The sequence below is a fragment of the Paucibacter sp. B51 genome (assembly GCF_027863535.1).
Lineage (GTDB): Bacteria > Pseudomonadota > Gammaproteobacteria > Burkholderiales > Burkholderiaceae_C > Paucibacter_A > Paucibacter_A aquatilis.
In genome coordinates this window covers 260,778-283,517 of sequence record NZ_JAPIVN010000002.1, presented here as the reverse complement: position 1 = coordinate 283,517, position 22,740 = coordinate 260,778, and the positions used below count along the sequence as shown (strand labels likewise).

Annotated in this window: 16 protein-coding genes; 5 read left to right on the top strand and 11 right to left on the bottom strand. The window is 67.0% G+C overall.

Translation table 11 applies throughout. The features are described 5' to 3' along the window. Window positions 1-50: 50 nt before the first annotated feature. From OOB33_RS22155 to OOB33_RS22105, 11 genes are all read right to left on the bottom strand, one after another. A complete protein-coding gene (locus tag OOB33_RS22155; protein WP_271010249.1) occupies window positions 51-1,868 on the bottom strand; it encodes a di-heme-cytochrome C peroxidase in 1,818 nt (605 codons plus the stop codon). A gap of 89 nt (window positions 1,869-1,957) precedes the next feature. After that, a complete protein-coding gene (locus OOB33_RS22150; RefSeq protein ID WP_271010248.1) occupies window positions 1,958-3,649 on the bottom strand; it encodes a hypothetical protein in 1,692 nt (563 codons plus the stop codon). Window positions 3,650-3,835: 186 nt separating this feature from the next. After that, window positions 3,836-4,114, bottom strand: coding sequence for a hypothetical protein (locus OOB33_RS22145; RefSeq protein WP_102766359.1), 279 nt, complete (start codon window positions 4,112-4,114; stop codon window positions 3,836-3,838). 48 nt (window positions 4,115-4,162) lie between these two features. Next, the gene (locus tag OOB33_RS22140; protein ID WP_102766360.1) at window positions 4,163-4,684 is read right to left on the bottom strand and encodes a hypothetical protein; all 522 of its coding nucleotides are present in this window, start codon (window positions 4,682-4,684) and stop codon (window positions 4,163-4,165) included. Window positions 4,685-4,739: 55 nt separating this feature from the next. Then, complete coding sequence (locus tag OOB33_RS22135; protein ID WP_271010247.1) at window positions 4,740-6,101, bottom strand: sensor histidine kinase; 1,362 nt, start codon at window positions 6,099-6,101, stop codon at window positions 4,740-4,742. Beyond that, entirely contained in the window at window positions 6,098-6,793 is a 696-nt protein-coding gene (locus tag OOB33_RS22130; RefSeq protein ID WP_271010246.1) for a response regulator transcription factor, read from the bottom strand. The genes OOB33_RS22135 and OOB33_RS22130 overlap by 4 nt, the downstream gene beginning before the upstream one ends. A 17-nt stretch (window positions 6,794-6,810) precedes the next feature. After that, window positions 6,811-7,884 (bottom strand): type 1 glutamine amidotransferase domain-containing protein, encoded by a 1,074-nt coding sequence (locus tag OOB33_RS22125; RefSeq protein WP_271010245.1) that lies wholly within the window; start codon window positions 7,882-7,884, stop codon window positions 6,811-6,813. A gap of 60 nt (window positions 7,885-7,944) precedes the next feature. Next, the gene (locus OOB33_RS22120; protein ID WP_271010244.1) at window positions 7,945-9,966 is read right to left on the bottom strand and encodes a M3 family metallopeptidase; all 2,022 of its coding nucleotides are present in this window, start codon (window positions 9,964-9,966) and stop codon (window positions 7,945-7,947) included. Then, entirely contained in the window at window positions 9,963-10,841 is an 879-nt protein-coding gene (gene folD, locus OOB33_RS22115; protein ID WP_271010243.1) for a bifunctional methylenetetrahydrofolate dehydrogenase/methenyltetrahydrofolate cyclohydrolase FolD, read from the bottom strand. The genes OOB33_RS22120 and folD overlap by 4 nt, the downstream gene beginning before the upstream one ends. Before the next feature lie 61 nt (window positions 10,842-10,902). Further along, entirely contained in the window at window positions 10,903-11,526 is a 624-nt protein-coding gene (locus OOB33_RS22110; RefSeq protein ID WP_102766366.1) for a response regulator transcription factor, read from the bottom strand. Further along, window positions 11,523-14,117 carry a PAS domain S-box protein gene (locus OOB33_RS22105; RefSeq protein ID WP_271010242.1) on the bottom strand — a complete coding sequence of 865 codons (2,595 nt, stop codon included), beginning with the start codon at window positions 14,115-14,117 and terminating at the stop codon, window positions 11,523-11,525. Before OOB33_RS22105 ends, OOB33_RS22110 begins: the two co-directional genes overlap by 4 nt. Window positions 14,118-14,377: 260 nt before the next feature. Here OOB33_RS22105 and aceE point away from each other — a divergent pair, with 260 nt between their 5' ends. The 5 genes from aceE to OOB33_RS22080 all read left to right on the top strand — a co-directional run bounded on the left by aceE (window position 14,378) and on the right by OOB33_RS22080 (window position 22,671). Then, window positions 14,378-17,089 (top strand): pyruvate dehydrogenase (acetyl-transferring), homodimeric type, encoded by a 2,712-nt coding sequence (gene aceE, locus OOB33_RS22100; RefSeq protein ID WP_171826891.1) that lies wholly within the window; start codon window positions 14,378-14,380, stop codon window positions 17,087-17,089. A gap of 20 nt (window positions 17,090-17,109) precedes the next feature. After that, complete coding sequence (gene aceF / locus OOB33_RS22095) at window positions 17,110-18,804, top strand: dihydrolipoyllysine-residue acetyltransferase (RefSeq protein WP_271010241.1); 1,695 nt, start codon at window positions 17,110-17,112, stop codon at window positions 18,802-18,804. Between the two features lie 15 nt (window positions 18,805-18,819). Continuing rightward, window positions 18,820-20,631 carry a dihydrolipoyl dehydrogenase gene (gene lpdA, locus OOB33_RS22090; protein ID WP_271010240.1) on the top strand — a complete coding sequence of 604 codons (1,812 nt, stop codon included), beginning with the start codon at window positions 18,820-18,822 and terminating at the stop codon, window positions 20,629-20,631. A gap of 445 nt (window positions 20,632-21,076) precedes the next feature. Next, window positions 21,077-21,439, top strand: coding sequence for a YciI family protein (locus tag OOB33_RS22085; protein WP_271010239.1), 363 nt, complete (start codon window positions 21,077-21,079; stop codon window positions 21,437-21,439). 14 nt (window positions 21,440-21,453) lie between these two features. Continuing rightward, the gene (locus tag OOB33_RS22080; RefSeq protein WP_102766375.1) at window positions 21,454-22,671 is read left to right on the top strand and encodes an RNA polymerase sigma factor; all 1,218 of its coding nucleotides are present in this window, start codon (window positions 21,454-21,456) and stop codon (window positions 22,669-22,671) included. Window positions 22,672-22,740: the final 69 nt, after the last annotated feature.

Sequence of the window (22,740 nt, the reverse complement as noted above, 5' to 3'; positions counted from 1 at the left end):
GCCCGCTGCCGCCGCCCGGCGCGCTGCCGGGCGGGGGATTGCACACGAGTTCACAAGGACTTCAGATACTCCAGCAGCGCTCGCTTCTGTGCCTCGTCCAGCGTGGTGCCGAAGAGGTGGCCGCTGTTGCTGTTGCCGGGCAGGCGGGTGTCGAAGCGCGACGGGCCTCGGGCGGTGTCGAAGCCCACGCGTTGCGGATCGAACTCGCGGCTGCCGACCTGGAACTGGCGTGGCCGCTGCTCCACCGGCTGTAGCAGATCCCAGAGCGTCGGCACCGAGCCGTTGTGCAGATAGGGCGCGGTGGCCCAGATGCCGTTGAGCGGCCGGGCCTTGTAGATGGCATTCGGGGTCGGCGTCGGGCTGGCTTCCGCGGCGGCCGCCTGGGCTGCAGCTGGCTGGGCCTTGGGGTTGAGGACCTGTTGCAGCAGCTCGGCGCTGGGGCGCGGGGTGGCCGGGCGGGCGTTGCGCTGGGCGGCGCTGCCGCGCAACTCGTCCTGCAGCTGGGCCTCGTACTGGCTGATCAGCGCGGCCAGGGTCGCATCCAGATCGCCGAACAGCACCCCGGTCGCCGCCTGCACTGTCAGCGCGCCACCGCCGGCCTCGGCGCCGTAGCGCTGAAAGCTCGGAAAGGCCAGCGTGCCCTGCAGCGGCCCGGTCTTGGCCATGCGCATGGCAGCGGCCGTGGCCATGGCCGGATCGGTGCCGACATCGCGCATCTGTGCCGTGATGCGGCGGAAGGGGTCTTTGCGATCGATCACCGCATGGCAGCTGATGCATTGGTTCTGGTAGATCTGCTGGCCGCGCTGTACCAGGCTGGCGTCCAGCGGACCCAGCGCTTTCTCGTACCACTGTGGGGACCAGAGGCTGCGCACCCAGCCTTCGAGCTGGCCCAGCTGGCGGATGTCCACATGGTTGGGGTAGCGGCAGCCGTCCTTGCCGCAGTCGTTCACGCCGAGGCCGCCGAACACGCCCAGCACCTCGCCCACATTGCGGGTCAGCTCACCCAGGCCGAAGGGGCCGTTGGGGGCGGAGCCGTTCCACTGCACCTTGTCATGCTGGGGTGTGTCCCAGATGAAGGGGTAGGACACGGGGGCATCGGGCGCCTGGGCATTGCCGGGCTGCTGCAGGGCCACGACCAGCACCTCGTTGAAGATATTGCCGAAGGCGTCCAGCCGCGCGTGGCCTGCCGGGAAGCTGGGGGTGTTCAGTGTCAGGCGCTGGCGGCTGTCCTTGGCTTGTTGGCCCAGCGCAAGGCGCAGGGCCTGTTTCTGGGTCTCACTGGCGCCGGGGCCCAGCACGGCTTTGGCAAAGCGCTCGAACTTGGCCGTATCGGCCCAGGTGGCCTCCAGGGCGGCGACCAGCTCACGGAAGAAGAGGTTGAAATCGGCCATGGACGGGCCGCCGTCGATGCGCAGGCCGACGCCGCGCAGATTGACCTGGCTGGTGTGGCAGGCGGCACAAGTCAGGCCCAGCCAGGCCTGGGTTTGCGGCCCTTGGGTCTGGGCAAAGCCTACGGGCAGGCCGTCGTGGTTCCAGCGGCCCGGCCCGGGCTTGGCGGGCAGATAGCCCAGGCGCTCGATATTGGCGTTGCTGCGAAAGGGCTGGCTGTTGCCGGCTTGCTCCAGGGCCAGAAACCAGGTGTAGGGCACGATGCGCGAACCCTGGGTGCTGAACCAGAAGGCCATTTGCGTGGCCTCGTCCCAGCCCTGATCCAGATTGAGCACCTGCTCCGGGCCGACGGCATCGGGCACCGGCGTGCCGTCGGACATCGGCGTGATGGGGGCGCACGCGATCAGCGCAAGCATCAGGGACAGGGTCAGCGGGAGCGCCAGAGGCCGGACCCGGCGTGCTTTCGTGGAGACTTTCATGTGTCGTGCTTTCCTCATGCCCCAATCGCTGCAGCAGGGGCCGGAGCGCAAACCTGGGGCATGGACAGGTGTGCGGCGGCCGTGCGGAATCAGTCGAACATGGACGTCAGCATTTGCGCATTGCTGAGGCCGCCCGGGTTGCCCAGGGTCGAGTCCGAGGCCAGGCACCAGCAGCTCAGATGCGCGAGCGCATTGACCAGGGTGGCCGAGAGCTCCAGTTGGGTGAAGGTGTTGTAGCGCGGGAAGTTGCCGCCGCTTTCCAGCTCCAGCGCGGCACGCACGTCGAAGGGCAGGGCCTTCCACCAGCTGCTGACGAAATCGTTGTAGACCCAGAGCAGCTCGACGCTGTCCTGCGCCGGCACGTCGAACCAGTCATTGGCCAGCACCGGCAGGCGCTGGCGGAACAGGATGGCGCCGCCGGCCTGGCGCGCCGCAAACAGGCCCGCCTGCAACTGGGCAAAGGCCTGGCGCGCAAAGACCTGGTTGTGGCGGTACAGCCGTGCCGCCCCTTGCCCCGGCTGCTGCGCGCTGTAGGGCAGATAGCCCAGGCCGGGCTGGAAGGGCTGCAGGCCGAACAGCGGCGGCAGGTCGTCCGACAGCACGATGTCACCGCTCGCGGGGTCACGGCTGATGGCCTGGTCGGTGTTGACGCAGACGATCAGCCGCCGCAGCCCGCGCGCCAGCAAGGCATTCAGGCCCAGGTTCTCCAGGCTGCCGCCATCGGCGAAACGGTAGTGCAGGGTGTCTTGCTCGGCCCGCTCTGCCACCGGCCAGTAGGGGTAGCGAGGCACCAGGCCGGAGAGCACGGGGTACTGCTCCTCCAGCATCTGGGCAAAGGCGGCACTGCTGCAGCCGGCGATGTCGTTGAGCGCAAAAGGCCGCGCGGGCCTGCCACTGCTGACCCAGCCGCCTCCGTTCGCCTCGCCCAGGTAGCGGCCGCCCATGGCAAAGGCGTCCAGCAGGCCGCCGCCGATGGCGCCCTGCTGGCTGGGTTGGGCCGGGAAGTTGTGGCGCACGCCGAGCTGGAAGTTGCACTCGAAGGGGATGAGGTCGGCATCCGGCCCGTCATTGCTGAAGAGGGCCGTGTTGAAGATGGCAAAGGGCCGCGCCCGCTCCACGCACAGAAAACTGCCGGGCTTGAGACCGGGGTTGTGCGCCAGGATGCCGTTCTGGCCCTGCAGATAGCGCCGGGTCCACGTGAAGTAACGTGGGTCATGGCCGCTGGCATCGGGCTGCCACAGGCCGTAGGGCTTGAACACCTGCTCGCCGATCAGGCCCTGCCAGAGCTCGTCGTTGGCATAGCCATGGCGCTCCTTCAGCGTCAGGATGGCGTCGAGGTCGCGCCACAAGCCCAGCCGGGTCGGTACCTCGCCGAGGTTGTGGGGTGGCAGGTGGTCCAGCCGGTGGGGGCCGATCAGCAAGCTCAGCTGGCTGGGGTCCAGCACGGGCTGGCCGAGAAAATCATCGTCGCTGATGTGCTCGGGCAGGTAGGTGAACAGGCTGTTGGCCCAGCTGCCGCCCGAGACCGAGGAGATCACGAAGAGCTCATCGAGCTTGCCCAGCCAGCGCAGCGCCCGCAGCTGGCCCATGGCGCAACTCAGGGCCCGGCTGCCACCACCCGAGAGGCACAGCCCGACGGCGCCCGGTCCGGCTTGAGGCAGGCCTTCAAGCTCGTCACCGGGATGCTGTCTGTCCGCAGGATTGGGGATGGGCGCCGTGCCCAGCGTTTGCGAGCCACGCGCCAAGACGGTGATACCCGCCACCAAGCGATTGCTGTCCATGGTCTGCACTCCCTGTGCGGCAAGGGGGCGGTATGGGCTCTCGCCTTGCCTGACCGTGAACTTAGGCGGCGCGCCAGCGTTTGTCCATCTGGCAGAACTTACAGCCAGACAGCCCGGGGTGACTGCGTGTAAGCGTGGCGCTGTCGTCCCGCAAACCCCTGCGCTGCTGCCCTCCTGGGCTTGCCTTCAAGGCCGCTGCGTGGCGCGCCGCCGCAGCCATCTTGCGATCAGCGTTCCCAGGCCGGCCAGGGCCAGGCCCAGCAGGCTGCTGGTGATCAGGGCCACGCTGAGCATGGAGTCGCCGCTGCCCGGAGCGCGCGGCAGCAGCTCGAGGATCAGCACGCTGGTCGGCCACATGCCGGCCGCCAGCAGCCATGCCGCCAGCGGGTGCAGGCCGCGGCGCAGCAGCCAGCTGGGGGCCATCAAGCAGGCCAGGGCCAGGACGGTCAGGATGAGAACGACCATGGAGTTGGCTGCAGGTGCGGAACGCTCAGTTCATCGGGCGCGCGGCGGTCACCGACCGTTCCGACTTACAAAGCGGTCCCGCGCTTGGCTGTACTGTGGCTCCAGCACAGCGACATTGATCGCGCGTGCGAGCTGAGCTTCGGCCTTGTCACGTTCCACTTCGGGCAGCAGCGCGAGATAGCGGAACCAGGCCCAGAGAAAGAGCCGCGCACCGAGCAGAATCAGCGGCAGGATCAGCATCACACAGGCAATGATCACTGCAAGCAGTGTCAGGAGATTGTCGTCCCGGCGGGCCGGCAGCCAGCTATCTAGCCTGCGCGCCACCAGGACCAAGGGGCTGATGGCGAGCAGCAGCGCCGACGGAAACAAGAGCCAGGCCACCAGCCGATGACGAATCCGGCACCAGCCCCGGCTTTGCGAGCACTGCAGGCGTGCGTGCTCCAAGGCGTCAAGCAATTCCCGGTTGTCCGGCTCGGCGCTCAGTGCCGCCTCCAGGCAGGCGACCGCACGGTTGAAGCGGCCGTACTGCAAAAGAATGCCGGCGCGCCGGACGGCTGGGTGTGACTTCATCCGAGGTTGGTGGTCTTTGCAATGTCAAGGCCTAAGGATAGATCAGCCGACCCGCTCAAGACATGGTGTGCTCAGTTCGTGTGCAAGTGTCGAGGGCTGATGGTTCGCTCGGCGCGCCCATCAGGCTGACGGTGGTCCAGCCCGAGGCGTGCTGCAGCTCCAGCCTCAGGCCATGGCGCTCGGCCAGGCGGCGCACGATGGACAGGCCCAAGCCCAGGCCGGCGCTGCCTTCGCCCTTGAGGCCGGGCTGGCGGCCGGCCGCGTCGGCACCCAGCAAGGCCTCGGGCGGCGCGGCGCTGGCATTGGCAATGCTCAGGTGCTGCGCATCAGCGCTGATGCGGATCTGCGGCGTTTGCCGGTGGGCCAGGGCGTTGCCGAGCAGATTGGCCAGCAGCAGCTGGGTCAGGGCCGGCGGCCAGCGGCGGGTGAGGGCGGGCGGCACCTCAAGCTCCAACTCGATGCCTTGCTGATCCAGCAAGGGGGCGTGGGCCAGCACCAGCTGTTCGATCTGGGGCAGCAGGGCCAGCGGCTCGGCCTGACCCAAGACCTGGCTCGGGCTCGGGCTCGGGCTGGCTTCGCGGGACAGGGCCAGCAGCAACTCCACCGTTTGCTGCAGCTGCCAGAGCGCGGCGCGCATGGAGTTGAGCGTGGCGCTCTGCGCAGGCGGCAAGCCCTGGCCGGCCAGGCGCTCGCAGGCCAGGCTCAGCACGGCCAGCGGTGTGCGCAGTTCGTGGCTGGCATCGCGGCTGAAGGCCTGTTCGCGGGCGATGAACTCGCGCGTGCGCTGGTTCAGCTGGGCCAGATGGGCTGCCAGCAGGCCGACCTCATCGTCGCCATAACGCGCCGCCAGATCGGTGGGCAGCTGTTCTGGCTGGCTCTGCGCCACGGTCTGCGCCAACCGGGCCAGGGGCGCACTGGTGCGCCGCGCCAGCCACCAGCCCAGGCCCAGGGCTAGCAGGGCCAGGCCGCCGCCCCAGGCGCCCAGCCAGACCAGCAGCTGCCGGCGCATGGGCCGCACGATCAGCTGGCCGCTGACCTCGGCGACCAAGAGGGCGCCCTGCTCGGGCAAGGGCCAGAGGTGGTAGTGGCGGCCTTGCTCGCCGCTGAGCTCGCGGGACCGGGGCTCGCGCAGGCGCGCCCGCGCCAGGTCTTCGGGCAGGGCCTGGCCAGGCCGGTACAGGCGGATGAAGTCCTGCGCCGGCTCGCGCCAGCCCTGGCCGGCACGAAGACTGATGTCTTGGGCTTGGGCTTCCTGGCGCAGGGCGCTGTCGAAGAACTGGTCTTCGACGGTGTAGACAAAGGCCATGGCAAAGAGGCCGAACAGCGCGCTGACCAGCACGGTGTAGCCGGTAAAGGCCAGCATCAGGCGCTGCCGCAGGCGGGCGCGGTAGCCGCTGGTGTGGAGGCTCAGGCTCATGCGGGAAGGTCCAGGCGCAGGCCGACGCTGTGCACGGTCTTGACCAGGCCCTGCGCCGGCCCCAGGGCCTGGCGCAGGGTGTAGAGGTGGCTGCGCAGGGCGTCGGATTCGGGCGGCTCGTCGGCCCAGAGGGTGTGCTGCAGCTCGCTGCGGCTGAGCGTGCGCGGGTGAGCCTCGGCCAGGGCCAGCAGCAGGCGGTAGGCCTGGCGGGGCAGGGTCGGCAAGACCTGACCCTCGATGCGCACTTCGGCGCTGCGCCGGTCGATCTGCAGCGGCCCGCGTTCCAGCAGCGGGCTGCGGCCCAGCTCGCCGCGCCGGGACAGGGCCTGGCAGCGCCAGAGCAGTTCCTCGCCGGCAAAAGGCTTGAGCAGGTAATCGTCGGCGCCGGCGGCGAAACCCTGGCCCTTGTCAGCCAGGCTGTCGCGCGCGGTCAGCATCAGCACCGGGATGTGGCGATCGGCCTGCTCGCGCAGGCGCTGGCAGACCTGCAGCCCGTCGAGGCCGGGCAGGCCCAGGTCCAGCAGCAGCACATCGGGCGGTTGCTCCAGAGCCAGCTGCAGGCCCAGGCGGCCGTCGCTGGCTTCCTCGACCCGCCAGCCGGCCGCTTGCAGCAGCAAGGCGATCTGGGCGCGCAGCGGCGCGTGGTCTTCGACCACGAGGATGCGCAGAGGCTGGCTGGGCGTCGTCGTCATGGGGCCTTGCTGCTCGATCAGGGTTGGTGGTGAATGACGGTGGCCAGTGATTGCTTCGCTTCCTGGATGCTCAGGCCCAGGCGCTCATGCTTGAAGTGCGGCTCGGCCAGGCGCATCAGCGAGAGCGCCTGTCGGCGCGTTGCATCATCGCCGGCATTCTTGAACTGGTAGACGCCCAGCATGGCGATCAGCTCCATTTTGTAGGCCTTGGCATCGGCGGCCAACTGCGCTTGCACGGCGGCCTGCTCGCCCTCCAGCCAGCGCTGGGCCAGGCTCATGGTGGCTTCGTCGCGGAAGGGCTGGCGAGCCTTGGGCTCCTGGCCCAGGGCGCGCAGCACGGCCTCGGTCATGGCGGTGGTGGAGAAGGGGTTCTGGCCGGTGATCAGGCGGCCGTCCACCACCACCTTGGGCATCATCAGCGAGGCTTCGTCCCAGCGCGCGCCCTGGGCCTTGAGCTTGTCTTCCAGCAGCCAGGGGAACTGGGCCGCCCATTTCTTGCCGAAGGCGGCTTCTTCCTCATTGCTGAAACCGGTCAGGCGGCGGCCGGCGATCAGGGGCTGGCCATCGGCGCGCCGCACTTCGGCCAGGGCGGCCGGGCCGTGGCAGACGGCGGCGATGACACCGCCCTGGGCATCCATCTCGCGCAGCAGCGTCTGCAGGCCGGGGTCTTTGGGCAGGTCAAACATGGCGCCCTTGCCACCCATGACCATCACGGCGCGGTAGTCGCTGGCCTTCAGTTCGGCCGTGCTGCGGGTGTGCTTCAAGGCGGCCAGGGCTTGCGGGTCGGCGGCCAGGCGGCTGTTGTAGTCGTCGGCCGGGTCGTAGCGGTCGGCCTCGACGGCGCCGCCCTTGGGGCTGGCGACCTCGACGTTCAAGCCGTTGGCACGCAGCAGCAGCCAGGCTTGGGCGAACTCGTCCATCTCAAAGCCGGGCCGGGTCTTGCCTTGGTCGCGGCCTTCACCGCTGATGACGATCAGGATCTTGCTGCTCGCGGGCGTGGCCAGGGCCGGGCTCCAGCTGGCGGCTGCCAGCAGGGCTGTGAGGGCGGTGAGTGCCGTGCTGAGACGGCGCAGGAAACGGGGTGCTTTCATTCGGGGATCTCCAGAGCTTCAGGGTGAACCCAGTCTAGAAATCCCCGTGTGAAGCCGATGTCAAGCCATGCCCTGATGCCTCAGCAAGGCATCGATCTGCGGCTCGCGGCCGCGGAAGGCCTTGAAGCTGTCCATGGCCGGCCGTGAGCCGCCGACTTCCAGGATGTTCTTCAGATAGCGGCGGCCGGTGTCGGCGTTGAACACGCCTTCCACCTCGAAGGCGCTCCAGGCATCGGCGCTGAGCAGTTCCGCCCATTTGTAGCTGTAGTAGCCGGCCGAGTAGCCGCCCGCGAAGATGTGCGAGAAGCTGTGCTGGCTGCGGTTGAAGTCGGGCGACTTCATCACCGCCACTTCGCTGCGCACCTCGTTGAGTACGGACTGGATCTGCGCCGCGCTGCCGGTCTCGGCATGCAGGCGCATGTCGAACAGGGCGAACTCGATCTGGCGGAGGGTCTGCATGCCGCTCTGGAAGTTCTTGGCCTCCAGCATCTTGTCGAAGAGCTCGCGCGGCAGGGGCTCGCCGCTGTCCACATGGGCGGTCAGCTGCTGCAGCACCTCCCATTCCCAGCAGAAGTTCTCCATGAACTGACTGGGCAACTCGACGGCATCCCACTCGACACCGGAGATGCCGGAGACGCCCAGCTCGTCCACCTGGGTCAGCAGGTGGTGCAGGCCGTGGCCGAACTCGTGGAACAGGGTGGTGACGTCGTCATGCGTCAGCAAGGCCGGCTTGTCACCGACGGGCTGGGTGAAGTTGCAGACCAGCTGGGCCACCGGTGTTTGCTGCGTGCCCTCGGGTCGGGCCCAGCGGCTGCGCACCTCGTCCATCCAGGCGCCGGGGCGCTTGCCTGGGCGGGCGTAGAGGTCGAGGTAGAACTGGCCGACCAGGGCGCCATTCCGCTCCAAACGGTAGAACTTGACGGACTCGTGCCAGACCTCGGCGGCCTGCTCATGGATCGTCACCTGGAACAGGCGCTCGATGATGCTGAACAGGCCGGCCAGCACGCGCGGCACCGGGAAGTACTGGCGCACGGCTTCGTCGCTGAAGGCGTAGCGGGCTTCCTTGAGCTTTTCGGAGGCGTAGGCCGTGTCCCAGGCCTGCAGCTCGGCCAGGCCCAGCTCGCGGGCGGCGAACTCGCGCAGCTCGGCCAGGTCTTTTTCGGCAAAGGGGCGGGCGCGGCGGGCCAGGTCACGCAGGAAATCGAGCACCTGTTGCGGCGAATCGGCCATCTTGGCGGCCAGCGAAGCTTCCGCGAAATTGGCAAAACCCAGCAGCGCGGCTTCTTCCTGGCGCAGCTGCAAGAGCTCTTGCATGACGGCGCTGTTGTCCTGCTCGGGCTTGTCGCCCAGCTCGCTGGCGCGCGTGACGTAGGCGGTGTAGAGCCGTTGGCGCAGGCCGCGGTGGCTGTCGTACTGCATGACCGGCAGGTAACTGGGGAAATGCAGGGTGAGCTTGAAACCTTCCTTGCCTTCGGCCTCGGCGGCGGCCCGGGCGGCTTGCACAGCGTCGGCCGGCACGCCGCCCATCTCGTCGGCGCTGGCGTAGTAGGCATAGCCGTCGGTGGCGTCCAGCACATGCTCGGAGAAGGTCTGAGCCAGCTCGGCGCTGCGTTCCTGGATGGCGGCGAAGCGGGTCTTGGCCTCGCCCTGCAGCTCGGCGCCGGAGAGCACGAAATCACGCAGCCAGAGCTTGAGCGCCTGCTGGCGCGCCGGCTTCAGCGTGGCTGCGGCCGGGCTGGCGGCGATGGCCTTGTACTTGGCGTAGAGGCGCTCGTCCGATCCTTGGCGGGTGAAGAACTCGGTGACGGCCGGCAGAGCGGCGTTGTAGGCCTCGCGCAGCTCGGGCGTGTTGGCCACGGCATTGAGGTGGCCGACGGCGCCCCAGGCGGCGCCCAGACGCTCGGTGGCCACGCCGAGGCTGGCGGACAAGGCCTCGTAGTCGGCCGGCGTGGCTTCCGATGTGGCCAGGGTCAGGGCTGCATCGGCTTCTTTCAGCAACTGCTCGACCGCCGGGGCGATGTGCTCGGGGCGGATGCTGGCAAAGGCCGGCAGGGCGGCGGTGGACAGCAGCGGATTGCTCATACGGCGCCTGCGGCTTGGGCGGCAGCGGCGGCGCGCTCGGCCGACTCGAGGGTGTTGACCAGCAGCATGGTGATGGTCATGGGGCCGACGCCACCGGGCACCGGGGTGATCCAGCCGGCCACGTCCTTGACGCCCGCGAAATCGACGTCGCCGCAGAGCTTGCCTTCGTCGTTGCGGTTCATGCCCACATCGATGACCACGGCGCCGGGCTTGACCATGTCGGCGGTCAGCACATTGCGCTTGCCCACGGCGGCCACGACGATGTCGGCCTGGCGGGTGTGCTGGGCAAGATCGGCGGTGCCGCTGTGGCAGACCGTCACGGTGGCATTGGCCTGCAGCAGCATCATGGCCATGGGCTTGCCGACGATGTTGGAGCGGCCGATCACCACGGCATGCTTGCCGCGCAGGTCCTTCATGCCGATGCTTTCAAGCATCTTCATGCAGCCGTAGGGCGTGCAGGCCTTGAAGCCGGTCTCGCCCACCATCAGCGCACCGGCGCTCTCGATCGCGAAGCCGTCCACGTCCTTGGCGGGCGAGATGGCCTCGATGACCTTGTGATCGTCGATGTGCTTGGGCAGGGGCAGCTGCACCAGGATGCCGTGGATGGCGGGGTCCTTGTTCAGGGCCTCGACGCGGGCCAGCAGTTCGGCCTCGCTCATGCTTGCGTCGTACTTTTCCAGCACCGAGTGCAGGCCGGCGTCGGCGCAGGCCTTGACCTTGTTGCGCACATAGACCTGGGAAGCCGGGTTGTCGCCCACCAGCACCACGGCCAGGCCCGGCTTCAAGCCCTGGGCCGTCAGCGCCGCGGCGCGTTGCGCCACTTCGGCGCGGACTTGTTGGGACAGGGCGTTGCCGTCGATCAGTTGGGCGGTCATGTTTGTGCTTCCAGAAATGCAACGAGGCCGCATTCAGCGGCCTCGTCAGGGTGAGTCGATATCAGGCCTTGGCCGGTGCGCCCAGGGCGATCTTGAGCAGATCGGCCACGGTGTTGGCGTTCAGCTTTTCCATGATGTTGGCGCGGTGCGCTTCCACCGTCTTGATGCTGATGCCCAGGTCATCGGCGATCTGCTTGTTCAGGCGGCCGGCAACGATGCGCTCCAGCACTTGCGACTCGCGCGTGGTCAGGCGCGAGAGCAGGGCGTCGCGGCTGGCGGCTTCCTGGTGGGTGGAGAAGGCGTTGCGGGCTTGGTCCAGCATGCGCTCGACCAGGGCGACCAGTTCGTCTTCCTTGAAGGGCTTTTCGATGAAGTCCATCGCGCCCTTCTTCATGGTCTGCACCGCCATCGGCACATCGCCGTGGCCGGTGATGAAGACCACGGGCAGGGGGCTGTGGCGCTCGATCAGGCGATCTTGCAGCTCCAGGCCGCTCATGCCTTCCATGCGGATGTCAGCGATCAGACAAGCGACTTCGCGCGGGTCGTAGCGGCTGAGGAAGGACTCGGCGGAGTCGAAGCACTTGACCCGGTAGTCCTTGCCTTCGAGCAGCCATTGCAGCGAGTCGCGTACGGCCTCGTCATCATCGACGACGTAGACATTGCCCTTCTTCGGAATCAGACTCATGGTGTCGCTTGTTTGTTGTTCACTGCGGACCCCTCGGGGGATCCTGTCGTCGGCCCGAGCGATCCTGTGGGTACAGGCGGGTCCACTCGGGAGATGTCTACCGGGATGCTGAAGGCGAACCTGCAGCCCACAACAGTCTCCCCATTGTATAAGTTCTCAGCACGAATCCGGCCCTGGTGGGACTCCACGATAGACCGGCATAACCCTAGGCCGATGCCCAATCCGTCGGCCTTGGTGGAGAAGAAAGCCTCGTACATCCGGGAGATCACCTCCTCGGGCATGCCCGGGCCCATGTCGGTGACGCTGAAGTCGATATGGCCCCCGAGTTCGGGGGTGTGCTTGGGCACCACGCGCAGTTCGATGTGGCGGCGCGACACCGGCAGGCCGGCGTTGTCGATGGCCTCGGCCGCGTTCTTGAGCAGGTTCATCAAGACCTGCTCGATCAGGATGGGGTCCACCATCAGGGTCGGCAGGCGCTGCGCGATGTAGGTGTGGATGGCCACATTGCGGCGGCGCAGCTCGATGCCAGCCAGCTCGACCGCGTCCTCGACGATGTCAAAGGCCTGGGCCGGTTCGCGCTTGGGCTCGCTGCGTTTCACGAAGTTGCGGATGCGGTGGATGATCTGCCCGGCGCGCTGCGCCTGCTTGGCGGTCTTTTCCAGCGCGGCCAGCAGGTCTTCTTTCTGGATGCTGTCGTTGCGCACCCGCGAGACCATGCCGTTGCAGTAGTTGGTGATGGCAGTCAGCGGCTGGTTCAGCTCATGGGCCACGCTGGAGGCCATTTCGCCCATGGTCATCAGGCGGCTGGTCATCTGCGCTTTTTCGGCCTGGCTGGCGGCCTGGGCTTCGGCATGGCGGCGGGTGGTGATGTCGGTGGCGATCAGCATCTGCGCCAGGCGGCCGTCGGTCCACTGTAGATAGCGCGAGCGCACGTCGAACCACATTTCCAGCGACTCTACAAACACCTCGCGCGGATCCGAGCCCATTTCGGTCAGGGCCTGGGCGGGCAGGCCGCTGTAGTCGTCCACCTCTTCGTCGGCATCCGGGCCGCTGCTGCGGCCGAGCTGGCTGCCCGAGAGCAGGGCGTGGCCGGCCGGGTCGGCACCGAACCAGAGCCGGTAGCTGCGGTTGGCGAACAAGAGCTCGCCTTGCTGCACCGAGAGCACGGACACCGCGGCGTCCAGCCCCTCCAGCACGGTGGTGAAGCGCTCGTGCGAGGCGGAGAGCTGGTCGCGCACGCGCTTGGCTTCGGTGATGTTGGTCATCGAGGTCATCCAGCCGGTCTGCTTGCCCTTGCTGTCCACCAGGGGCGAGATGTAGACGCGGCCGTCGAAGGTGGTGCCGTCCTTGCGCAGGATCTTCACTTCCACGCCGCCGGCCGGGCTGCGGCCCTGCAGCTCCTGCTGCAGCAGGCGGGCGTTTTCTTCCAGGCGGTCGGGCGGCCAGAAGGGGAAGGGTGGCTTGCGGCCGATCATTTCGGCTTCCGAGAAGCCGGTCATGGCGCAGAAGGCCGGGTTGACGTAGGAGATGCGCGACTCCATGTCCATGGCCCGCATGCCGGTCAGCATGGAGTTCTCCATGGCGCGGCGGAAATTGGTTTCGCTGGACAGGGCATTCTGGATCTGCAGGCGCCGGCGCATGTGCTTCCAGGTGCCCAGCAGCATCCAGACGGTCAGCACCGAGAGCGCCACCACCATCCAGAACAAGGTGTTGCTGATCAGGCCGATGGAGGTGCGGTAGCCCTCGCCGCGCAGCACCAGGCCGTTCATGGCCGGGGCCAGGGGCACTTCGTGCTGGATCAGGGCGCGCTTGGGGCGCTTGCCCGGCATCTGCGTGACGGTGCTGGCCACGACTTGCTCGCCGGCGTCGAGGATGGCCACCACATGGCGGGTTGCCACCTCGCTGGGCACGTAGTAGCGCAGCAGGGCTTCGATCGAGTACTCGGCGATCACCACGCCGGCAAAGCCCGTGCGGTCGATCAGGGGCACATGGATCTGGAATACGCGGGTGCCGATGTTGTCGGCAAAGGGCGGCGAGTAGCTGGGCTGGCGGCGCTCGCGCGCGGCCTGGAAGGCCAGCTCGGCCGGGTTGCTCTGGTTGGCCAGGGGCATGGAGGGGTCGTTGCCCTCGGTCGTCATCAGCGACTCGTCCTGGAAGCCGGCGCCGCTGACGCTGGCGCGCGCCTCGCGGTGCTTGCTCAGCCAGGTGATGTGGGTGATCTCGGGCCGGTCGCGGGCAAAGGCCTTGGCCTGGGCGCTGAACTCCTGCGTGTCCACCGCGCGGGTGACGATCTCGCGGGCGATGCGCAGCAGCTGTTCCTGGTTGTCATTCAGGCGCACGCGGATCTGCTGCTGGGCGATCTCGCTGTCGCGCTTGACGGCCTCGGACTCGCGCTCGATTTCCTCGTTCCGCAGGTACCAGAAGGCCAGGATGATGGCGGTCAGGAAGAGCAGGACCGAGATCAGCGGGCCCAGGGTGGCGAAGCGGTCCTGCCGCGAGGGCGACTGGCTGAGCCACCAGCGCACCATCACCCGGCGCAGCGGTTGAACCATCTGGCGCGCGGCGCCTTGGAGATCGGTAAGAAAAGACATAGCGGGCGATTATCCGGGTGCGGACAAGCGCCTGAGTTTGACAACTTCATGTAACTGATTTCGCAATATAAAATGCTTTCGCACCATTTGAGAGTGGCGGAATCTTGTGCGACACTCGCCGCAAACGCACACGACGTTCAAGCCGTTGCCATGTCCGGAATTCACGCCGGGCAAGGTTTTTTAGCCTGAGGATGCGCGGGTGTCGCCAGCCAGTGGCCGGCCGCTGCCATCCCCAAGAGTCAAATCTTCGGAGACAAGCCATGTCCGCGCAGCCCCAGTCCCTTCCAGGCGCCGCCGCCACTGACACCGACACGCAGGAAACCAAGGAATGGCTGGACGCGCTGTCCGCCGTCATCGGTGAAGAAGGCGGTGAACGTGCGCATTTCCTGCTCAACACCCTGATCGAGCATGCGCGCCAGTCCGGCATCGACGTGCCGTTCTCGGCCACCACGGCCTACGTGAACACCATCCCGGCCGATCAGGAAGCGCGCTGCCCCGGCAATATCGAGATCGAAAAGCGCCTGCGCGCCTATATGCGCTGGAACGCCATGGCCATGGTCGTGCGCGCCAACCGCCTGAACCCGGCGGACGGCGGTGATCTGGGCGGCCACATCGGTTCCTTCGCTTCGTTGGCCTCGATGCTGGGCGCCGGCTTCAATCATTTCTGGCATGCCGAGAGTGAAAACCACGGCGGCGATCTGCTCTACATCCAGGGCCACAGTGCCCCCGGCATCTACGCCCGCGCCTTCCTGGAGGGCCGCCTGAATGAGGCGCAGCTGGACAACTTCCGCCAGGAAGTCGACGGCAAGGGCCTGTCCAGCTACCCGCACCCGAAGCTGATGCCCGAGTTCTGGCAGTTCCCGACCGTGTCCATGGGTCTGGGCCCCTTGATGGCCATCTACCAGGCCCGCTTCCTGAAGTACCTGCATGCCCGCGGCATCGCCAACACCGAGAACCGCAAGGTCTGGGCCTTCATGGGCGACGGCGAGATGGATGAGCCGGAAAGCCTGGGCGCCATCGGCCTGGCCGCGCGCGAAGGCCTGGACAACCTGGTCTTCGTCATCAACTGCAATCTGCAGCGCCTGGACGGCCCGGTGCGCGGCAACGGCAAGATCATCCAGGAGCTGGAAGGCGAGTTCCGCGGCAGCGGCTGGAACGTCATCAAGCTGATCTGGGGCAAGGGCTGGGACGAGCTGCTGGCGCGCGACAAGAGCGGCAAGCTCAAGCAGTTGATGATGGAAACCGTGGACGGCGACTACCAGGCCATGAAGGCCAACGACGGCGCCTACGTCCGCAAGCACTTCTTCGGCAAATACCCCGAGACCGCCAAGCTCGTGGAGCACATGAGCGACGAAGAGATCTTCGAGCTGCGCCGCGGTGGCCACCAGCCCGAGAAGGTCTTCGCCGCCTTCCACAAGGCCCACCACAACACCACGGGCCAACCGACCCTGCTGCTGGTCAAGACCGTCAAGGGCTATGGCATGGGCAAGGCCGGTGAAGGCAAGAACACCGTCCACCAGACCAAGAAGCTCAGCGACGAGGACATCAAGTACATCCGCGACCGCTTCGGCATCCCCATCCCCGACAGCGAGCTGCCCAAGCTGCCGTATTACAAGCCGGCCGACGACACGCCCGAAATGCGCTATCTGCACGAGCGCCGCAAGGCCCTGGGTGGTTACCTGCCGCAGCGCCGCGTCAAGGCCGAAGAGACCTTCAGCGTGCCCGCGCTGGATGTCTTCAAGGCCGTGCTCGAGCCCACCGCCGAAGGCCGTGAGATCTCGACCACGCAAGCCTATGTGCGCTTCCTGACCCAGCTGCTGCGCGACAAGGATCTGGGCCCGCGCGTCGTGCCCATCCTGGTCGACGAGGCGCGCACCTTCGGCATGGAAGGCCTGTTCCGCCAGATCGGCATCTACAACCCCAAGGGTCAGAACTACACCCCGGTCGACAAGGACCAGGTGATGTACTACCGCGAGGCCAAGGACGGCCAGATCCTGCAGGAAGGCATCAACGAAGCCGGCGGCATGGCCAGCTGGATTGCGGCGGCCACGAGCTACTCGACGAACAACCGGGTCATGATCCCGTTCTACGTCTACTACTCGATGTTCGGCTTCCAGCGCATCGGTGACCTGGCCTGGGCGGCCGGCGATATGCAAGCGCGCGGCTTCCTGCTGGGCGGCACCTCGGGCCGCACCACCCTGAACGGCGAAGGCCTGCAGCACGAAGACGGCCACAGCCACATCCTGGCCGGCACCATCCCCAACTGCGTCAGCTACGACCCGACCTTCGCGCACGAAGTGGCGGTGATCATGCAGCACGGCCTCAAGCGCATGGTCGAAGACCAGGAGAACGTGTTCTTCTACCTGACCCTGCTGAACGAGAACTACGCCATGCCGGGCCTCAAGGTCGGCACCGAGGCGCAGATCCTCAAGGGCATGTACCTGCTGGAAGAAGCCCAGGCCGGCACCGCGCTGACGGTCAATTTGCTCGGCTCCGGCAGCATCCTGCGCGAAAGCCAGGCGGCCAAGGTCTTGCTGGAACAGGAGTGGGGCGTGGGTGCCCATGTATGGAGCTGCCCGAGCTTCAACGAGCTGGCCCGCGACGGCCAGAACGCCGAGCGCTGGAACCTGCTGCACCCGACCGAGCTGTCCTGCGTGCCCTTCGTGACCCAGCAGCTGAGCCGCACCAGCGGCCCGGTCGTCGCCTCGACCGACTACATGAAGAACTACGCGGAACAGATCCGCGCCTTCATCCCGGCCGGCCGCAGCTTCAAGGTGCTGGGTACCGATGGTTTCGGCCGTTCGGACTTCCGCTCCAAGCTGCGTGAGCACTTCGAAATCAACCGCCACTACATCGTCGTCGCTGCGCTCAAGAGCCTGGCCGATGAAGGCAAGATCCCGGCCGCCAAGGTGGCCGAGGCGATTGCCAAGTACGGCCTCAACGTCAACAAGATCAACCCCCTGTACGCTTGATCGCACTCGCGGAGACAGACATGGCATTGGTAGAAGTGAAAGTTCCCGACATCGGGGACGTCAAGGACGTGGCGGTGATCGAGCTGCTGGTCAAGGTGGGCGACACGGTGGCCGTGGAGCAAAGCCTGATCACTGTGGAGAGCGACAAGGCCTCGATGGAGATCCCCAGCACCCACGCCGGTGTGGTGCGCGAGATCAAGGTGGCCCTGGGCGACAAGGTCAATGAAGGCAGCGTCGTGCTGCTGGTCGAGGCGGCGGGTTCGGCGGCTGTGGCTGCGCCGGCTGCTGCGCCCGTGGCAGCGCCGGCTCCGGTGGCCGCAGCGCCTGTTGCCGCGCCGGTTGCTGCTCCAGTCGCCGCCCCGGCGGCGGCCAGCCTGGTCGAGGTTTTTGTGCCCGACATCGGCGATTTCGAGTCGGTGGCGGTGATCGAGGTCTTCGTCAAGGCCGGTGACAGCATCAAGGTCGAGCAAAGCCTGATCACGGTCGAGAGCGACAAGGCCTCGATGGAGATCCCGTCCTCGCACGCCGGCGTGATCAAGGAGCTCAAGGTCAAGCTTGGCGACAAGGTGGCCAAGGGCTCGCTGCTGGCGCTGGTGGAAGTGCAGGGCGCTGCGGCTGCTCCTGCTGCTGCGCCGGCACCTGTCGCTGCGGCACCCGTGGCCGCGCCGGCCGCGGCTGCAGTGGCCCTTGCTCCTGTTGCCGCGCCGGTCGCCGCTGCAGTTCCCGCCCACGACCCGACCGCCCTCAAGGGCAAACTTCCGCACGCCTCGCCCAGCATCCGCCGCATGGCGCGTGAGCTGGGTGTGCCGCTGGACGAAGTCAAGGGCACGGGCCCGAACGGCCGCATCCAGGAGCAGGACCTGCAGGCCTTCGTCAAGGCCGTGATGGCCGGCGCAGTGCAGACCGCGGCGCAAAAGGCGGTGGCACCTGCCGCTGCCCCGGCTGCGGCAGGCGGCGCGGGCCTGGCGGGCCTGCTGCCCTGGCCCAAGGTGGACTTCGAGAAGTTCGGCGCCATCGAGCGCAAGGACCTCAGCCGCATCAAGAAAATCAGCGGCGCCAATCTGCACCGCAACTGGGTGGTCATCCCGCATGTGACCAACCACGACGATGCCGACATCACCGAGCTCGAAGCCTTCCGTGTTCAAACGAACAAGGAAAACGAGAAGAACCCGGCGGCGGTCAAGGTCACCATGCTGGCCTTCATGATCAAGGCAGCCGTGGCGGCGCTGAAGAAGTTCCCCGAGTTCAATGCCTCGCTGGAAGGCGAGGGCGACGCTCAGAAGTTGGTGCTGAAGAAGTACTTCCACATCGGCTTTGCGGCAGACACGCCCAACGGCCTGGTCGTGCCGGTGATCAAGGATGCCGACAAAAAGGGCATCTTCGAGATCAGTGCCGAGATGGGCGAGCTGGCCAAGAAGGCGCGCGACGGCAAGCTGGGCCCGGCCGAGATGAGCGGCGGCTGCTTCACCATCTCGTCCCTGGGCGGCATCGGTGGCCGTTACTTCACCCCCATCATCAATGCGCCGGAAGTGGCCATCATGGGCGTGTGCAAGAGCCAGATCGAGCCCAAGTGGGATGGCAAGGCCTTCCAGCCGCGCCTGATGCTGCCGCTGAGCTTGAGCTGGGACCACCGCGTCATCGACGGCGCGGCCGCGGCCCGCTTCAATGTCTACTTCGCTTCGCTGCTGGCGGACTTCCGCCGCATCGTGCTCTGACCGGAGAACCCTGACATGGCATTGGTTCAAGTACAAGTTCCCGACATCGGCGACTTCAAGGATGTGGCCGTCATCGAGCTGCTGGTCAAGGTCGGTGACACGGTCAAGGTCGAGCAAAGCCTGGTGACCGTGGAGTCCGACAAGGCTTCGATGGAGATCCCGTCCTCGCATGCCGGCGTGGTCAAGGAAGTGAAAGTCGCGCTGGGTGACAAGATCAACCAGGGCACGCTCTTGCTGGTGCTGGAGTCGGAAGCCGCTTCTTCGTCGGCGCCTGCTCCGGTCGCGGCTGCACCCGCAGCACCTGTGGCGGCCCCCGTGGCTGCACCCGCTCCCGCCTTCGTCCCCGCCGCCGGCAGCTACAGCGGACCGGTCGATCTGGAAGCCGATGTCTTGGTGCTGGGCGCCGGCCCCGGCGGCTACTCAGCCGCCTTCCGCGCGGCCGATCTCGGCCTGAAGGTCGTGCTGGTGGAGCGTTATGCCACCCTGGGCGGTGTCTGCTTGAATGTGGGCTGCATCCCGTCCAAGGCCTTGCTCCATGTGGCGGCGGTGATGGACGAAGTCTCGCACCTCGGCGATCTCGGCGTGGACTTCGGCGCGCCCACCGTCAACATCGACAAGCTGCGCGGCCACAAGGAAAAAGTGATCGGCAAGCTGACCGGTGGCTTGGCCCAGATGGCCAAGATGCGCAAGGTCACCACCGTGCGCGGCTACGGCAACTTCATCGACGCCTTCCATGTGGAAGTCGAAGAAACCGCCGGCGAGGCCCAGGCCAAGACCGGCGCCAAGAAGGTGGTTCGCTTCAAGCAAGCCATCATCGCGGCCGGCTCGCAGGCGGTGCGCCTGCCCTTCTTGCCGCAAGATCCGCGCATCGTCGATTCGACCGGCGCGCTGGAACTCAAGGGTACGCCCAAGAAGATGCTGATCATCGGCGGCGGCATCATCGGCCTGGAGATGGGCACGGTCTACTCGACCCTGGGCGCGCGCCTCGATGTGGTCGAGATGCTGGACGGCCTGATGCAAGGCGCCGACCGCGACCTCGTCAAGGTCTGGCAGAAGATGAATGCCAAGCGCTTCGACAACATCATGCTCAAGACCAAGACCGTCGGTGCCGAGGCCACGCCGGACGGCATCAAGGTGCAGTTTGAGGGCCTGGACGGAGTCAAGAGCGAAGGCGTTTACGACTTCGTGCTGCAGGCTGTGGGCCGCACGCCCAATGGCAAGAAGATCGCCGCTGACAAGGCCGGCGTCGCGGTGACCGACCGTGGCTTCATCAACGTCGATGTGCAGATGCGCACCAATGTGCCGCACATCTTCGCCATCGGCGATGTGGTCGGCCAGCCCATGCTGGCGCACAAGGCGGTGCACGAGGCCCATGTGGCGGCCGAAGTGGCGGCCGGTGCCATCCTCGGCGACGCGCATTTGTCCAAGAGCCAGTTCGACGCCCGCGTGATCCCGAGCGTGGCCTACACCGACCCGGAAGTGGCGTGGGTGGGTCTCACCGAAGACCAGGCCAAGGCCCAAGGCATCAAGGTCAAGAAGGGCTTGTTCCCCTGGACCGCTTCGGGCCGCGCGATCGCCAACGGCCGCGACGAAGGCTTCACCAAGCTGCTCTTCGATGAAGAGACCCACCGCATCGTCGGCGGCGGCATCGTCGGCACCCACGCCGGCGACATGATCGGCGAGATCGCCTTGGCCATCGAGATGGGCGCCGACGCGGTGGACATCGGCAAGACGATTCACCCGCACCCGACGCTGGGCGAAAGCATCGGCATGGCGGCGGAAGTGGCGCATGGTTCGTGCACGGATTTGCCGCCGGCGCGGAAGTAATCTGCGGCTGCGCTGAACTGCATATCAAAGCCCCGGACGGGAAACTGTTCGGGGCTTTTTGCTCTTTGCGCCGGGCTTTCATGCCTGCGCAGGTGTCCAGACAGCCCGTGCGCGCTTGGGATGAAACCCTGGGGACGGCACCAGAGGCCGGCACCCGAGACCTGCACCTGGCAGGCGCAAGACCGCTCCTGCTGCGCTTGGACTTGCGGCTCGATGCGGTCAGCGGCCGAAGCGCCGCCGTTCACCCGACGAGAAGAAACGAGAAGTAGTTTTCCTGTCGATGTCGAAATCTGCAACGTCGGCGGCGTCTTAGGTTTGGGGGCGGGGGCCTTGCTGCGACTCACCGCTTTGGGTGGCATGCTTCTCGGTCCGCAAGGCTTGTGACGCACTGTCAGCCCTCAGCCCTCAGTCCTGTCGTTTCTCGAAACATTTTGGAGAGTTCACCATGCAATACATGTTTTTGCTCTACAGCGCGCCCGAAGCTGAGCCCGTCTACGGCACGCCCGAGTTCCAGGCCATGATGGCCGACTTCGCCGCCTTCAGCGCAAAGGCCCAGGCCGATGGCGTTCTGCGCGGCGGCGAAGGCCTGCAAGGCATTGAAACCGCCACCTCCATCAAGCTGCGCGGTGGCAAGGTCGAAACCATGGACGGCCCTTTTGCCGAAACCCGCGAGCATCTGGGCGGTTACTACGTGCTCGATGTGCCCGACCTCGACACCGCCCTGCGCTACGCGGCGCAGATGCCGGTGGCCGCATTCGGCACCGTCGAGGTGCGGCCCTTGCTGAACTACGACCCGACCGACGCCTGATCGGTGGCTTGCGAATGAGCGCCCCCGCCCAGGCCATCGCACTCGTCCAGGCGCTGGAGCATGTGCTGCGCCACGACCGGGGGCGGCTGATGGCGGCGCTCACGCACCGGCTGGGTTCTTTCCAGCGCGCGGAAGATGCCTTGCAAGAGGCCTGCGTGTCCGCGCTGAGCCACTGGGCGCGCGACGGTCTGCCCCGGTCGCCCCAGGGCTGGCTGATCCAGGTGGCCTATCGCAAGGCGCTCGACCAGCTGCGCGCCGAGGGCCGCGACGGCGAGCGCGAGGCGGCGGTCCAACTGGTCCAGGACTTGCTCGGGCCAGACGAGCCTGAGCCCATTCCTGACGAGCGCCTGCGCCTGGTCTTCACCTGCTGCCACCCGGCGCTGGAGCTCAAGTCGCGGGTGGCGCTGACGCTGCGGACCGTGTGCGGCCTGTCCACGGGCGAGATCGCCCGCTTGTTCCTTGATCAGGAGGCCACCACCGGCCAGCGCCTGAGCCGGGCCAAGGCCAAGATCGCCCGCTCGGGCATCGCCTACGCCGTGCCCCCGCCCGAGCAGTGGGACGAGCGGTTGCAGGCCGTTCTCACCACCGTCTACCTGATCTTCACCACCGGCTACACCGCCGCGCCCGACGAGGCGCGGGATCTGTGCGCCGAGGCGCTGTTTCTGGCCCGCTTGCTCGATGCGCTGTGCCCTGAGCAGCCCGAGATCGAAGGTGCACTTGCCCTGATGCTGCTGACCGAAGCACGCCGGGCGGCGCGGGTCAACGCCAGCGGCGAAACCGTGCCGCCTGCGGAACAGGACCGTCGGCTGTGGCGACGCGAGCTCGAGGCCGAAGGTCGGCACAAGCTGGAGACGGCCTTGCGCCGCAAACGGGCGGGGCCGTTCCAGATCAAGGCGGCGATCAGTGCCTGCCAGATGCCCGAACCCGCGCCGGACTGGCCTCAGATACTGCAGCTGTACACGGCCTTGCTGCTTCTGGAGCCGACACCGGTGGTGCGCGTCAATCACGCCGTCGCGATGGCCGAGAACGGGCTGCTGGCCGCCGCGGTGGCCACACTGAACGAACTGCAGGAGCCCCTGGCAGACTTCCAGCCCTTTCATGCCGCGCGCGCCGCCGTGCTCGCCATGGCGGGCCAGTCCGAAGCCGCCCGGCGGGCGTACGACCGGGCCATCGAACTGGCGACCCTCGACAGCGACCGGCGGTTTCTGGCGGCACGGGCGGCTCGGCTGTGAACGACTCAGATAGACGCTCAGCCGGCGCGCAAGCAAATCCTTGGGTGGACGGCAAATAGTCGCCCCGGA